This is a genomic window from Hydrogenophaga sp., from assembly GCF_031426985.1.
Taxonomy (GTDB): domain Bacteria; phylum Pseudomonadota; class Gammaproteobacteria; order Burkholderiales; family Burkholderiaceae_C; genus Hydrogenophaga.
Map to the genome: position 1 here is coordinate 1 of NZ_JASJOY010000069.1, position 13,836 is coordinate 13,836.

The following is a 13,836-nucleotide window of genomic DNA, read 5'->3' on the forward strand; positions in this document are numbered from 1 at the left end:
ACACCAGCAGGTCCAGCAGCGAGTTGGTGCCCAGGCGGTTGGCGCCGTGCACCGAGACGCAGGAGCATTCGCCCACGGCGTAGAGGCCGTTGACGGGCTTGTCTTCACCGTTGGCGCGCTCGACCACCTGGCCATGGATGTTGGTCGGGATGCCGCCCATCTGGTAGTGGATGGTGGGCACCACGGGGATGGGCTCACGCGTCACGTCCACGTTGGCGAAGTTCACGCCGATCTCGTACACCGAGGGCAGGCGCTTGTGGATGGTGTCGGCACCCAGGTGGTCCAGCTTCATGTGGATGTAGTCCTTGTTGGGACCACAGCCACGGCCTTCCAGGATTTCCTGGCCCATGCAGCGCGAGACGAAGTCGCGCGGTGCCAGGTCCTTCAGGGTGGGCGCGTAACGCTCCATGAAGCGCTCGCCTTCGCTGTTGAGCAGGATGGCGCCTTCGCCGCGGCAGCCTTCGGTCAGCAGCACGCCCGCGCCGGCCACGCCGGTGGGGTGGAACTGCCAGAACTCCATGTCCTGCAGCGCGATGCCGGCGCGGGCGGCCATGCCCAGGCCGTCACCGGTGTTGATGAAGGCGTTGGTCGACGACTGGAAGATGCGGCCGGCACCACCGGTGGCCAGTAGCACGGTCTTGGCTTCGAGCACGTAGGTGTCGCCGGTTTCCATTTCGAGGGCGGTCACGCCCACGCAGTCGCCGGCGGCGTCGCGGATCAGGTCCAGCGCCATCCATTCCACGAAGAAGGTGGTGCGGGCCGACACGTTGGCCTGGTAGAGCGTGTGCAGCATGGCGTGGCCGGTGCGGTCGGCCGCGGCGCAGGCGCGTTGCACCGGCTTTTCGCCGTAGTTGGCGGTGTGGCCGCCGAACGGACGCTGGTAGATGGTGCCGTCGGGGTTGCGGTCGAACGGCATGCCGAAGTGTTCGAGTTCGTACACGACCTTCGGGGCTTCGCGGCACATGAACTCGATCGCGTCCTGGTCACCGAGCCAGTCGGAGCCCTTGACGGTGTCGTAGAAGTGGTATTCCCAGCTGTCTTCGCTCATGTTGCCCAGCGAGGCGGACACGCCGCCCTGCGCCGCGACGGTGTGCGAGCGGGTGGGGAAGACCTTGGAGAGCACGGCGACCTTCAGGCCGGCGCGGGCCAGCTGCAGCGAGGCACGCATGCCGGAGCCGCCGGCCCCGACGATGACCACGTCGAACTTGCGCTTGGGGAGAGATGCGGTGGTGGACATGGATCAGAGTCTCCAGAGAACTTGAACAGCCCAGCCCAGGCAGGCGACGAGCCAGACGATGGTGAAAACGTGCAGGACCAGGCGGATACCGGTGGGCTTGACGTAGTCCATCCAGATGTCGCGCATGCCGAACCAGATGTGCCAGGCCAGCGCCACGAACACGGCGAAGGTCAGGGTCTTCATCCACTGGGCGGAGAAGATGCCGGACCAGGCTTCGTAGCCGATCGGACCGCTGGTGAAAAGGACCTGCACCAGCACGATGAGGGTGAACAGCGCAACCAGCGCGCCGGTGATGCGTTGTGCCAGCCAGTCGCGCAGGCCGTAGTGGGCGCCGGTGACGACGCGCTTGGAACCATAAGACATGTGTGTGCCTTCCTGAAATCAGTAGAGACCGAACAGCTTGGCGCCGAGGATCAGCGTCAGGCCGATGGACAGGGCCAGCGTGAAAATCGCCGAGCTCTGGCCGAACGCTTTGCTCACCGCGTGGAACATGTCCATGTACAGGTGGCGAACGCCGGCAATGAGGTGGTGCAGGTAGGCCCAGATCAGGGCCAGCGCCACCAGCTTCATGAACCAGCCGGGAACGAAACCCAGGCCCGCACTGAAGGCCGCCCGGAACACGTCGTAGGAGATTTCCGACGACACCGATGTGTCAAACAGCCACACGATCAGGGGCAGCAGGAGGAACATCAGGCCACCGCTGGCGCGGTGCAGGATCGACACCCAGCCGGCCAGGGGCAGCCGGTAGGTGGTCAGGTCCTTGAACGCATTGATGTTGCGGAACTCGGGCCGCTTTTTGCTCAATTCGGTCATGGTGGGGGCTTTCTTCCGTTGGGGATCTGGGGTTCTTATGGAGGAGGGGAACGGAGGTCGGGAGGGTGGCTTGTAACTTGCTGGTAACTCAAGCCACAGGCCGGCAAATTCTATTGCAACGCAACATACCTGAGGCTGACAGCAGACTATCGAGCAATGTCATACGGGGTCTGGTCAGCTCAGTTCGTTGTGGTAGTGCCGGGTGTCGGTGCGGTAGAGGCCGCGGCGCAGCTCCATGGGCACGTCGTCGTAGGTGTAGGCCAGACGTTCAACACTCAGCAGCGGGTGGCCGATCTCGACGCCCAGCAGGGCGGCGGCATCGGCATCGGCGCCCACGGCCTTGATGCGTTCGACCGCGCGCACCATGCGCACACCGAAGTCGGCCTCGAACAGGGCGTACATCGGTCCTTTGTCGCCGGCCAGGGTTTCCTGTGTCAGGCCTTTGAACGGGCCGCCGGGCAGCCAGATGTCTTCCAGGATGGTGGGGGTGCCCGAAAAAGCGAGCACCCGCTTGACCAGCAGCAGCGGGTCGCCGGTGCGCAGTGCCAGCTGGCGGGCCACCTCGGCGGGCGCGCGCAGGCGGCGGCATTCGATGATGCGGCGTTCGGCGGGCCCTTGTGCGTCGGGAGATTCCGCGTCGGGCAGCACCCGCAGAAAACGGTACTGGATGTGCTGCTCGGCGTGTGTGGCCACGAACGTGCCCTTGCCCTGGCGGCGCACCAGCAGGTTGTCGGTGGCCAGCTCGTCGATGGCCTTGCGCACCGTACCCTGGCTGACGCGAAAGCGCGCGGCCAGTTCCAGTTCGCTGGGGATCATGTCGCCCGGCTTCCACTCGCCGGCCTGCAGGCTGCGCAGGATCAGGGTCTTGATCTGCTGGTACAGCGGGCTGAAGGCGGGAGCGCCCGGCGCCGAAGGTTCGCCACCTGCGGGTGGGTCCGGCAGGAAGGGGGCGGCGGGGGAGGCGGGCAGGGTGGCCATGGTTTTGCGGACGCAATGGTAGCGCCGGAAACGCTCGGCGGTCCGATCAATCATATCTTATATAAGACATAAGACAAATTGACGCCTACGGGTTTACGCGGGTACACTCACGGACTGTCCCTGAACCACTTTTCCCGGGTTTTCCCCGCGCAGCCGTGGCTCCTGGTCCGGGTTCATTCCCACTGGTTTTTTACATTCTCAACGCCCCTTTCTGGAGTTTTCACCATGAGCAAGAAGCCCGTTCGTGTTGCCGTCACCGGCGCCGCAGGTCAGATCGGTTACGCCCTGCTGTTCCGCATCGCCTCCGGCGAGATGCTGGGCAAGGACCAGCCCGTGATCCTGCAACTGCTGGAAATTCCGGACGAAAAGGCCCAGAAGGCGCTCAAGGGCGTGATGATGGAAATTGAAGACTGCGCCTTCCCGCTGCTGGCCGGCATGGAAGCCCACAGCGATCCGATGACCGCCTTCAAGGACACCGACTACGCCCTGCTGGTCGGTTCGCGTCCGCGTGGTCCCGGCATGGAGCGCGCCGAGCTGCTCGCCATCAACGGCGCCATCTTCACCGCCCAGGGCAAGGCCCTGAACGCCGTGGCCAGCCGCGACGTCAAGGTGCTGGTGGTCGGCAACCCCGCCAATACCAACGCCTACATCGCCATGAAGAGCGCGCCCGATCTGAAGCCGGGCAACTTCACCGCCATGCTGCGCCTGGACCACAACCGCGCCGCCAGCCAGCTGGCCGCCAAGACCGGCAAGGCCGTCTCCAGCATCAAGAAGCTGGCCGTGTGGGGCAACCACTCGCCCACCATGTACGCCGACTACCGCTTCGCCACCATCGACGGCGCTTCGGTCAAGGACATGATCAACGACCAGGAATGGAACGCCAACGTGTTCCTGCCCACCGTGGGCAAGCGCGGCGCCGCCATCATTGAAGCGCGTGGCCTGAGCTCTGCCGCCTCGGCCGCCAACGCCGCCATCGACCACATGCGCGACTGGGCCCTGGGCACCAACGGCGAGTGGGTCACGATGGGCATCCCGTCGCAAGGCTGGTACGGCATTCCGAAGGACATCATGTTCGGTTTCCCGGTCACCTGCGCCAACGGCGAGTACAAGGTCGTCGAAGGCCTGGACATCGATGCCTTCTCGCAAGAGTGCATCAACAAGACCCTGGCCGAGCTGCAGGGCGAGCAAGACGGCGTCAAGCACCTGGTGTGATGCCCCCCTGCGCCGCTTCGCGTCTTCCCCCCAGGGGGACAGCACCTACGGCCTGGCGAAGCCAGTTCCGTGGTGCTTGCTGGAAGCGGGCGGCCAGTGCTGGCTTCGTAACCGCTTGGTAACTCTGTGAAACCTCACCCGCGCGACATCCTTGTTGGGGCCCAGGCCGGCGCGTTCGCGCTGCCGGTCTGTGACCACTACAGCGGTGCGCCCGCGCGGATGCGCAAAAGCCTGCAACTGCAGGCCGAGCTGACGGCCGAGTTCGGCACCTGCGTCTTCGACGTCACACTGGATTGCGAGGACGGCGCCCCCGTCGGGGGCGAGGCCGAACACGCGGCCCTGGTCACCGAACTGGCGCTGGCGGCGCCTGCGGGGGCCCGCGTGGCCGCCCGGGTCCACCCGGTGGACCACCCGCATTTCGAGGCCGACATGGCCACCATCGCCGGCCAGGTGGGGCATCGCCTCTGCCACCTGATGGTGCCCAAGGTCGAGTCGGTGGCGGACGTCGCACGTGCCGCCGCAGCGCTGGACGCCGCCGGCGCGACCGCGTTGCCCCTGCACGTGTTGATCGAGTCGCCCGCCGCGGTGCACCGCGCGTTCGACATCGCCGCGCACCCGCGCGTGCAGTCGCTGAGCTTCGGCCTGATGGACTTCGTCTCCGCACACGGTGGCGCGATCCCCGCATCGGCCATGACCCTGGCGGGTCAGTTCAGCCACCCGCACGTGCTGCGCGCCAAGGTCGAGATGGCGGCTGCCTGCCATGCGCACGGCAAGGTGCCCTCGCACAACGTGGTCACCGAGTTCAAGGACCTGCCCGCGCTGCAACAGGCGGCGCGGCGCGCGGCCAGCGAGCTGGGTTACACCCGCATGTGGAGCATCCACCCGGACCAGATCCGGACCATCGTCACCGCGTTTTCGCCCGCCGAGGCCGACATCGAGACGGCGCTGGCCATCATCGCCGCCGCCGCCGCCGCCGACTGGGCGCCGGTGCAGCACCAAGGGCGCCTGCACGACCGCGCCAGCTACCGTTATTACTGGCAAGTCATCGAACGCGCGCACCAGACCGGGCACCCCCTGCCCGACCCGGTGCGTGGCTGGTTGCTTGCATGAACCCCCACCCACGATTACCCACACCACCGGAGAACACGATGTCGACCTTCCTTGCCGACTACCGCGCCCACGCCGCTGAACGCGCCGCCCTGGGCATTCCCCCGCTGGCGCTCGACGCCAAGCAGGTCGCCGCCCTGATCGAACTGATCAAGAACCCGCCCGCCGGCGAAGACGCGTTCCTGATGGACCTGCTCACGCACCGCGTGCCGCCGGGCGTGGACGATGCCGCCAAGGTCAAGGCCAGCTTCCTGGCCGCCGTGGCGCACGGTGACATCCAGGTCGGCCTGATCTCCAAGGCCAAGGCCACCGAGCTGCTGGGCACCATGGTGGGTGGCTACAACGTGCACCCCCTGATCGAGCTGCTGGACGACGCCGAAGTGGCGGCCGTGGCCGGCGCAGCGCTCAAGAAGACGCTGCTGATGTTCGACTACTTCAACGACGTGGCCGAGAAGGCCAAGGCCGGCAACGCCGTGGCCAAGGACGTGATGCAGAGCTGGGCCGACGCCGAGTGGTTCACCAGCCGTCCAGAAGTGGAAAAGAAGATCACCGTCACCGTGTTCAAGGTGCCCGGCGAGACCAACACCGACGACCTGTCGCCCGCCCCGGACGCCACCACGCGCCCGGACATCCCGATGCATTACCTCGCGATGCTGAAGAACACCCGCCCCGACGCGGCCTTCAAGCCCGAGGAAGACGGCAAGCGCGGCCCGATGCAGTTCATCGAAGACCTGAAGAAAAAGGGCAACCTCGTGGCCTACGTGGGCGACGTGGTGGGCACCGGTTCTTCGCGCAAGTCCGCCACCAACAGCGTGATCTGGGCCACCGGCCAGGACATCCCGTTCGTGCCGAACAAGCGCTTTGGCGGCGTCACCCTGGGCGGCAAGATCGCCCCCATCTTCTTCAACACGCAGGAAGACTCCGGCTCGTTGCCCATTGAGGTGGACGTGAGCAAGCTGGAAATGGGCGACGTCATCGACGTGCTGCCCTACGACGGCAAGCTGGTCAAGAACGGCGAGACGGTTGCCGAGTTCCAGCTCAAGAGCGACGTGCTGTTCGACGAAGTGCGCGCCGGCGGCCGCATCAACCTGATCATCGGCCGCTCTCTGACCGCCAAGGCGCGCGAGTTCCTGGGCCTGCCCGCCTCGACCCTGTTCCGCCTGCCGTCCGTGCCCGCCGCTACCAAGGCCGGCTTCACGCTGGCGCAGAAGATGGTCGGCCGCGCCGTCGGTCTGCCCGAAGGCCAGGGCGTGCGCCCCGGTACCTACTGCGAGCCGCGCATGACCACCGTGGGTTCGCAAGACACCACGGGCCCGATGACCCGCGACGAGCTGAAAGACCTGGCCTGCCTGGGCTTCTCGGCCGACCTGGTGATGCAGTCCTTCTGCCACACCGCGGCCTATCCCAAGCCGGTGGACGTCAAGACCCACCGTGAGCTGCCCAAGTTCATGAGCAGCCGCGGCGGCGTGGCCCTGCGTCCGGGCGACGGCGTGATCCACAGCTGGCTCAACCGCCTGCTGCTGCCCGACACCGTGGGCACCGGCGGTGACTCGCACACCCGTTTCCCGATCGGCATTTCCTTCCCCGCCGGCTCCGGTCTGGTGGCCTTCGGCGCCGCCACCGGCGTGATGCCGCTGGACATGCCCGAGTCGGTGCTGGTGCGCTTCAAGGGCACCATGCAGCCCGGCATCACGCTGCGCGATCTGGTGCACGCGATTCCGCTGTACGCCATCAAGGCCGGTCTGCTGACCGTGGCCAAGGCCGGCAAGATCAACGCCTTCTCGGGCCGCATCCTGGAAATCGAAGGTCTGCCGGACCTGAAGGTGGAACAGGCGTTCGAGCTGTCCGACGCCTCGGCCGAGCGCTCCGCCGCCGGCTGCACCATCAAGCTCAACAAGGAGCCGGTCGCCGAGTACCTGAAGTCGAACATCGTTCTGATGAAGAACATGATCGCCGACGGTTACGCCGACGCCAAGACGCTGGCCCGCCGCATCGAGAAGGTCGAGGCCTGGCTGGCCAAGCCCGAGTTGCTCGAAGCCGACAAGGACGCCGAATACGCCGCCGTGATCGAGATCGACCTGGCCGACATCAAGGAGCCGATCCTCTGCTGCCCGAACGACCCGGATGACGCCAAGTTCCTGTCCGAAGTCGCTGGCACCAAGATCGACGAAGCCTTCATCGGTTCGTGCATGACCAACATCGGCCATTTCCGCGCCGCAGCCAAGCTGCTGGGCGGCCAGCGCGACATCCCGGTCAAGCTGTGGGTCGCCCCGCCGACCAAGATGGACGAGAGCGAGCTGATCAAGGAGGGCCACTACGCCAGCTTCGGCGCCGCCGGTGCCCGCACCGAAATGCCCGGCTGCTCGCTGTGCATGGGCAACCAGGCTCAGGTGCGTGAAGGCGCGACGGTTGTGTCCACCTCGACCCGCAACTTCCCCAACCGCCTGGGCAAGAACACCTTTGTGTATCTGGCCTCTGCCGAGCTCGCCGCGATCGCGTCCAAGCTGGGCAAGATCCCGACGGTGGCCGAGTACCACGAAGCCATGGGCATCGTGAACAAGGACGGCGCGGCGATCTACAAGTACCTGAACTTCAACCAGATCGAAGAGTACGTGGACAACGCCAAGAGCGTGACCGCCTGATCGGCCTGATGGCCGCAAGACAAAGGCCCGGGGCGCAAGCCCCGGGCCTTTGTTTTTTAGGGCAACGCTGATCAAGTCCCTCGCAGCGCGCTCATCCCGCTCTCGGGCGGTCTGCCGCTACTGCATTGCCTCGCCGGGCCGCCCGGCCCGTCTGCGTTTTGCGCCTTGCAGTCCATCCCGACAGCGGGCGAGCGCATCCGCGGAGACTTATTCAGCGTCGCCTTAGGCGCTGACCGGGCGGGTGTGGTGGCGCCAGCTGTCGGCCGAGTACAGCAAGAGCGCCGTCCAGATGAGCGCGAACCCGGCCATGCGCGGGCCGGAAAACGGCTCGTCGTAGAGCAGGGTGCCCAGGAACAGCAGGATGGTGGGCGTGATGTACTGCAGCACGCCCATGGTGGACAGCGGGATGCGCCGCGCGCCGGCCGAGAACAGCAGCAGCGGCACCGCGGTGACCGGCCCGCTGAGTGCAAACAGCAGCCAGGTGCGCGTGTCCTGCGCGGGCAGGGTGCCGCTGTGCTGGCTCCAGAGCAGGGCCGCAGCCGCCACCGGCGCCAGCAGCAGGGTTTCCAGCGAGATGCCTTCGAGCGCGCCCAGCGGTGCCAGCTTGCGGATGAGGCCGTAGAAACCGAACGAGAGCGCCAGCGCCAGCGCGATCCAGGGCACATGGCCCGTCAGCAGGGCCAGCCACAGCACGCCGGCCGACGCGGTGCCAAAGGCCAGCCACTGCGTGGGGCGCGGGCGTTCGTGCAGGAACAGGAAGCCCAGCGCCACGTTCACCAGCGGCAGGATGAAATAGCCCAGGCTGGCGTCCAGCACGTGACCGTTGTTCACCGCCCAGATGTAGGTCAGCCAGTTGCAGGCGAGCAGGGCCGACGAGGCGGCAAAGATGGCCAGCAGCCGCGGGCGCTGGCGCACATCGCCCAGCCAGGCCCAGCGCCGCAGCACGGCCAGCACCAGCAGCACGAACACCAGCGACCAGACCATGCGGTGCAGCACCACCTGCAGCGACGCGACGTGCTGCAGCTGTTTGAAGAAAAACGGGAACAGGCCCCAGAGCCCGTAGGCCAGGGTGCCGTAGACCAGACCGCGCCGCATCAGGGGCTGCCGGTGAGCGCGCGCCAGCCGGGCCAGGCCGCGCGGTCGATGGCGAACTTGCGCGTGGCGCGGCTCCAGCTCTCGCCGGCGGCCATGGCATCGACGAACGCCCGTGGGTCCGTCACGCGGGTGCCGCCCAGCAGCGTCACGCCGCGGTCGAACAGCGCGTCGGGCCACAGCCCGGCCGACGGGCCGATCACGGCAAAGCGCTGCGCGTTCGGCGCGGCGGCGAGCATGGCGTCCAGCGTGTGATTCAGCAGCATGGTGGAGGTGCCGACCACGAGGTTGCAGGAGGCCAGCAGCGCGCGGTCCAGGCCGATGGTGATGTGCGGGTAGCGTTCGCGCTGGCGCGCCACCATCTCGGCGTTCATCTCCACCACGCTGAGGCGCCCGCCGGCTTCGGCCACGCGCTGCACCAGCGGCGGGAAGAAACCGATCATGCCCAGGTGGTCCTGCGGGCCCAGCACCACGTCGCCCAGCGAATTGCCCGCTGGCGGCGGCTCGTAGCCCACGCGGCGCCAGACCGAGTCGGTCAGTGCGTTGATGGCGGCCAGCGCGATGGCGCGTTCCACCGCACTGCCGTCGGTCAGGCGCTGTGCCAGGGCCATGGGGTCGGCGCCGGCCAGTGGTGCGTCACCGGCGCTGCCGTGCGCGGTCAGCAAGGCCTGGAGCGTGTCGCCCAGCAGCACGTAGGACAGGCCAAAGGCGCCGTCTTCCAGCTCGATGGCACAGAACTCGGCGTCGTGGGCGCCCGCGTCGGGCGAGCGCTGGGGCACGTGCAGGCAGCGCACGCGGGAGCTGGTGTGGCGGTGGGCGATGTCGGCCAGCTGCTGCAGCACGGCGCTGGCAACGGGGAGGGGTGGGCGCAGGGTCATGGGCCGATGGTAGCGACCCGGCGCGGGGCCACCGTGTGGTCGCGGGCATCGCAGGGTTCCGCCGGGCCGCCGCTCATGGCACCGCGGTGTGGGTGCGGTCTGCCCGCTCAGGGTTCGTCGGATTTGCGCACCAGGCGCACGAACATGGGGGTGCGCTTGAGCACGTCGTCGCGCGTCTCGCCGGTGGCGGTGTTGACCACCCAGGCGTGCAGGAACTTCATCTGGCTCACGTTCTGGCCGGTCACGCCGTTCATCACGTTGCCATAGCTGTAGGGGTTGACGCTGCGCACCTCGATGGGGATCGTGGCGGTCCAGACCCAGCCCTCGCCGGAGGCGGGCAGCAAACTGGGTGGGGTTTTCTGCGCGCCCAGCCGGGCCAGCTGTTGCAGCTCCTTGAGGTGGGGCAGGCGCCAGGGCCGGCCGTCGGCCTTGGCGCGCTGGCGGGCATGGGCCGAGGCCTGCAGGTGGTCGGCCCACAGGGGTTGACCGGCGCAGTCCTTGCCGGTCCAGTGCATGCCCACCACGCAGCGCTGCCAGACCAGGCCGGTGCTGCGCTGGTGCAGCCACTGGCCGTCGGGGGAGGGCGTCCATTCCGGTTCGGGCGCCTGCGGGGCGGCGGCCAGCAGCAGCGCCGGCCAGGCGATCGACGACAGCAGCAGCAACAAGGCCCGAGCGTGAGGGCGTGCGCGCAGGGTGTGGAACATGGTGCTTGTATCGGCTGCCAGGCCACAAAACTGAGGGTTCCAGCGCCATGGCGGCCGGACGCCCGCACGCAGGGTCACAAACGGTGGTTGTGGCACCCCGGCGGGCCAGCCAAGGCGGTGCCATGCGGTGGCACAGCATCAGGTCCGGCCACGCCTTGCGCCCTGTGTCCGGCACCTCGGTCGCCCCGGGTGCTCACGCCAGGATGTTCAAGCTGTTCACCGGCGCGGAGCCCTTGAGCACGGAGCGGAGGGCATGCACAGTCGCACCGTGGCCCGCCAGCGGGACCGGCGCCCGGTCAGCTGATCCGCTGCACTCACCATGCGGCTGTGCCGGCCTCGCCCAGCCCGTCACCGGCCTCCTTGAAGTGACGACGTGACCACCGCGATCGACCAGCTCCAGCGGCACAATCCTGTCGTCATTTTGTAGATCAAAGGGAGTCATATGTATCGATCAGATGCGGTGCCCGAAACCGCCCAGTCCGCCCCTGTCCACCACACCGCGCACATCCGTTTCAGTGGGTCTGGCAGCGAGTACTTTCGCATCTGGATCGTCAACATGCTGCTGCTGTTGGTGACCCTGGGCCTGTACTGGCCCTGGGCCAAAGTGCGCCGGCTGCGCTATTTCTGGGGCAACACCTTGGTTGACGGCGACCCGCTGGGCTTTCACGGGAACCCGAGACAGATGTTCAAGGGTTGGGCGCTGATGGCGGTGCTCTTCGCCCTGTACAACTGGGCCAGCAACTTTTCGGCGGTGGCTGGCATTGTGGCTTTCGTGCTGCTCGCGGGGCTCTGGCCCGCCTTGTGGCGTTCGTCCATGCGTTTTCGCATGGCCAACACCAGCTGGCGCGGTCTGCGGTTGCGTTTTGCAGGTTCCTCCCGAGACGCCTACGCGGCCATCTTGCCGCCGCTCCTGATCAGCCTGCTGCTTGTTGTTGTCATTTCATTTGCGCCGAAAAAAGGAGAGGGGCCGACGCCCGACTGGGTCGCTGGTGCCGCCTTGATCACCATGCTGCTGATGGTTGGTGCGCTGCCCTGGGGGTTGTGGCGCATGAAGGCCTATCAGCATCGTCACTACGCACTGGGCCCGCTTCAGACGGACTTTCGCGCCAGCCTGAAGTCGTTCTACGCCCTTGCACTCAAACCCTTGCTGCTGATGCTGTCGGTGTTCGCTGCCGTTGGCCTGCTCGTTTGGGTGCTCGCCTCCGCCGGCGGCGACACGCGGGCCGCGCTGAAGCCATTGCTGCGCTGGGCGCCGGTGCTGGTGCTGCTGTTCTGGGGTCTGCTCATGTTCGGCATGGGTCCCTGGTTCACCACCCGGCTGCAGAACCTGGTCTGGACCAAGACCGGCAATGCGCAGCTGCGTTTCATCAGTCGCCTGTCTTTTCGGCGCATGTTTGCGCTCAGCCTCAAGAACGGTTTGCTGATCGGGCTGACACTGGGCCTGTACTGGCCGTTCGCTGCCGTTGCCAAGGCGCGGCTGCGGTTGGAGGCGGTACAGATCCGCAGCGCCACCGACCTGCAGAATCTGCTGGCTGCTGCGCACGACGATCCGCAGGAAGCCGCGGGCGAGGCGGCAGGGGACTTCTTCGGTCTGGACGTCGGCCTGTGAGCATGGAGACCGCGCCTGCCCCACAGCCGCTGCCCCAGCGGCTCGACGTGCGTTACTTCGACGGGCGCAGCAGCCGGCCCCACGCCGCCCAGGCCTGGTTTGACGGTGCGCACCTGATGCTGGGCACCCCGGAGGGCGAACGCCGGGTGGACGCGCAGCGGGTGCAGTGGCCCGAACGAACCCGTCACGGTCCCCGGATTGCCCTGTTGCCGGACGGTGGCAGCTTCCAGAGCCACGACGCGGCCGCCTGGGATGCCTGGGTACAAGGTGCGGGACACCGCGACGGCGTGGTGGTGCGCCTGCAGCAAAGCTGGCGCGGCGTGCTGGCCAGCCTGGCCGTGCTGCTGGCGCTGACCGGCGCAGGTTATCTGTGGGGCCTGCCCTGGCTGGCGCGCAGCGTGGCCGACCACCTGCCCGACAGCGTGGAAAACCGTGTCGGCGACGCGGTGGCGGCGCAACTGCAGGCGTATGCCAAACCCAGCCAGCTGCCCGTGCAGGACCAGCGGGCCATCGAACAGGCCTGGCAGCAGATGCTGGGCGCTCACACGGCGGCCCAGGCCACACGCGGCGTCACCGTGCGGCCGAGCCGGCTCCTGATCCGCAGCAGCACCGCCATCGGCCCCAACGCCTTGGCCCTGCCCGGGGGCACCATGCTGCTGACCGACGACATGGTGCGCCTGCTGCGGAACGACCCGAAGGTCATTGCCGGCGTGCTGGCACACGAACAGGGGCACGTGCAGCACCGCCACGGCATGCGCATGCTGGTTCAGCTGGGCGTGCTGGGGGCGGTCACCTCGCTGCTGTGGGGCGACTACAGCGGCGTGCTGGCCACGGTGCCGCTGTGGCTGGGCCAGGCGCACTACTCGCGCGAGGCCGAACGCGAGGCCGACAGCTACAGCGTCGCCATGCTGCGCGACGCCGGTGTGTCACCCGCCATCATGGTGGATCTGTTCGACCGCATTGAACTGTTCCAGCGCTGCGGTCGTGCGGTGCTGGCGCCCGGGCCCGTCGAGAAAGGCGCGGCGCCCTGCCAGCCCAGTTCACCGCCCGATGGGCGTGCCGAGGACCGTGTGTTCAGCGGTCTGGGCTTCGCGTCCCACCCGGCGGGCGAAGAACGCAAGGCGTTCTTCCTGGCCGCGACGCCGTGAACGGCTTCAGGCCAGCAGCCGCGCGATCAGCGCGCCTTCGCTGGGCGCGGCCAGCGGCACCCAGACCTTGGTCGGGCTGCCCTGCGCGACGGTGATGGCCTCGCCGTCCTGGTTGCGCATCGCGTCCAGCTGCACGACACGGTTGCCGCTGGGGTGGATGATTTCGAGCCGGTCGCCGACCGAAAAGCGGTTCTTGGTCTCGACCTCGGCCCAGCCGTCGGCGCGCACCTGCAGCACCTCGCCCACGAACTGGCTGCGGTGGCTTTCGCTGTGGCCGGTGATGTAGTTCTGGTAGTCCTGCGCCGGGCGGCGCTCCATCAGGCCACCGGTGTAGCCACGGTTGGACAGGCCTTCGAGTTCGAGCAGCAGCTCGGGGTTGAAGGGCTTGCCGGCCACGGCGTCGTCGATGGCGCGGC

The 13,836-nt window shown here is 67.5% G+C and carries 13 protein-coding genes; 5 read left to right on the forward strand and 8 right to left on the reverse strand.

Annotated features, from left to right (window positions below; translation table 11 throughout):
• From sdhA to RMP09_RS09340, 4 genes are all read right to left on the reverse strand, one after another.
• Positions 1 to 1,237: succinate dehydrogenase flavoprotein subunit (gene sdhA, locus RMP09_RS09325; protein WP_310565703.1), on the reverse strand; the 1,237-nt coding region annotated here is incomplete at its 3' end.
• A 3-nt stretch (positions 1,238 to 1,240) separates the two neighbouring features.
• Entirely contained in the window at positions 1,241 to 1,600 is a 360-nt protein-coding gene (gene sdhD, locus RMP09_RS09330; RefSeq protein ID WP_310565704.1) for a succinate dehydrogenase, hydrophobic membrane anchor protein, read from the reverse strand.
• Between the two features lie 18 nt (positions 1,601 to 1,618).
• Entirely contained in the window at positions 1,619 to 2,050 is a 432-nt protein-coding gene (sdhC, locus tag RMP09_RS09335) for a succinate dehydrogenase, cytochrome b556 subunit (protein WP_310565705.1), read from the reverse strand.
• A 174-nt stretch (positions 2,051 to 2,224) separates the two neighbouring features.
• Positions 2,225 to 3,028 (reverse strand): GntR family transcriptional regulator, encoded by an 804-nt coding sequence (locus RMP09_RS09340; RefSeq protein ID WP_310565706.1) that lies wholly within the window; start codon positions 3,026 to 3,028, stop codon positions 2,225 to 2,227.
• 225 nt (positions 3,029 to 3,253) lie between these two features.
• On the opposite strand from RMP09_RS09340, the gene RMP09_RS09345 reads away from it, so the two are divergent.
• The 3 genes from RMP09_RS09345 to acnB all read left to right on the forward strand — a co-directional run bounded on the left by RMP09_RS09345 (position 3,254) and on the right by acnB (position 7,989).
• A complete protein-coding gene (locus RMP09_RS09345) occupies positions 3,254 to 4,240 on the forward strand; it encodes a malate dehydrogenase (RefSeq protein ID WP_310565707.1) in 987 nt (328 codons plus the stop codon).
• Between the two features lie 126 nt (positions 4,241 to 4,366).
• The gene (locus RMP09_RS09350; protein ID WP_310565708.1) at positions 4,367 to 5,350 is read left to right on the forward strand and encodes an HpcH/HpaI aldolase/citrate lyase family protein; all 984 of its coding nucleotides are present in this window, start codon (positions 4,367 to 4,369) and stop codon (positions 5,348 to 5,350) included.
• A 38-nt stretch (positions 5,351 to 5,388) separates the two neighbouring features.
• Positions 5,389 to 7,989 carry a bifunctional aconitate hydratase 2/2-methylisocitrate dehydratase gene (gene acnB / locus RMP09_RS09355; protein WP_310565709.1) on the forward strand — a complete coding sequence of 867 codons (2,601 nt, stop codon included), beginning with the start codon at positions 5,389 to 5,391 and terminating at the stop codon, positions 7,987 to 7,989.
• Positions 7,990 to 8,211: 222 nt separating this feature from the next.
• Here the strand turns inward: acnB and rarD are convergent, their stop codons facing one another.
• The 3 genes from rarD to RMP09_RS09370 all read right to left on the reverse strand — a co-directional run bounded on the left by rarD (position 8,212) and on the right by RMP09_RS09370 (position 10,663).
• Positions 8,212 to 9,084, reverse strand: coding sequence for an EamA family transporter RarD (rarD, locus tag RMP09_RS09360; protein ID WP_310565710.1), 873 nt, complete (start codon positions 9,082 to 9,084; stop codon positions 8,212 to 8,214).
• Entirely contained in the window at positions 9,084 to 9,959 is an 876-nt protein-coding gene (locus RMP09_RS09365) for a Rossmann-like domain-containing protein (protein WP_310565711.1), read from the reverse strand. Before RMP09_RS09365 ends, rarD begins: the two co-directional genes overlap by 1 nt.
• A gap of 107 nt (positions 9,960 to 10,066) precedes the next feature.
• A complete protein-coding gene (locus RMP09_RS09370; protein ID WP_310565712.1) occupies positions 10,067 to 10,663 on the reverse strand; it encodes a DUF1566 domain-containing protein in 597 nt (198 codons plus the stop codon).
• Positions 10,664 to 11,105: 442 nt separating this feature from the next.
• Between RMP09_RS09370 and RMP09_RS09375 the strand changes: the two genes are divergently transcribed.
• Positions 11,106 to 12,272 carry a YjgN family protein gene (locus tag RMP09_RS09375; RefSeq protein ID WP_310565713.1) on the forward strand — a complete coding sequence of 389 codons (1,167 nt, stop codon included), beginning with the start codon at positions 11,106 to 11,108 and terminating at the stop codon, positions 12,270 to 12,272.
• A 2-nt stretch (positions 12,273 to 12,274) separates the two neighbouring features.
• Entirely contained in the window at positions 12,275 to 13,420 is a 1,146-nt protein-coding gene (locus RMP09_RS09380; protein ID WP_310565714.1) for a M48 family metallopeptidase, read from the forward strand.
• Between the two features lie 6 nt (positions 13,421 to 13,426).
• On the opposite strand, the gene RMP09_RS09385 is transcribed toward RMP09_RS09380, so the two are convergent.
• Positions 13,427 to 13,836 (reverse strand): U32 family peptidase C-terminal domain-containing protein (locus RMP09_RS09385; protein ID WP_310565715.1); only part of this gene is annotated, 410 nt, incomplete at its 5' end.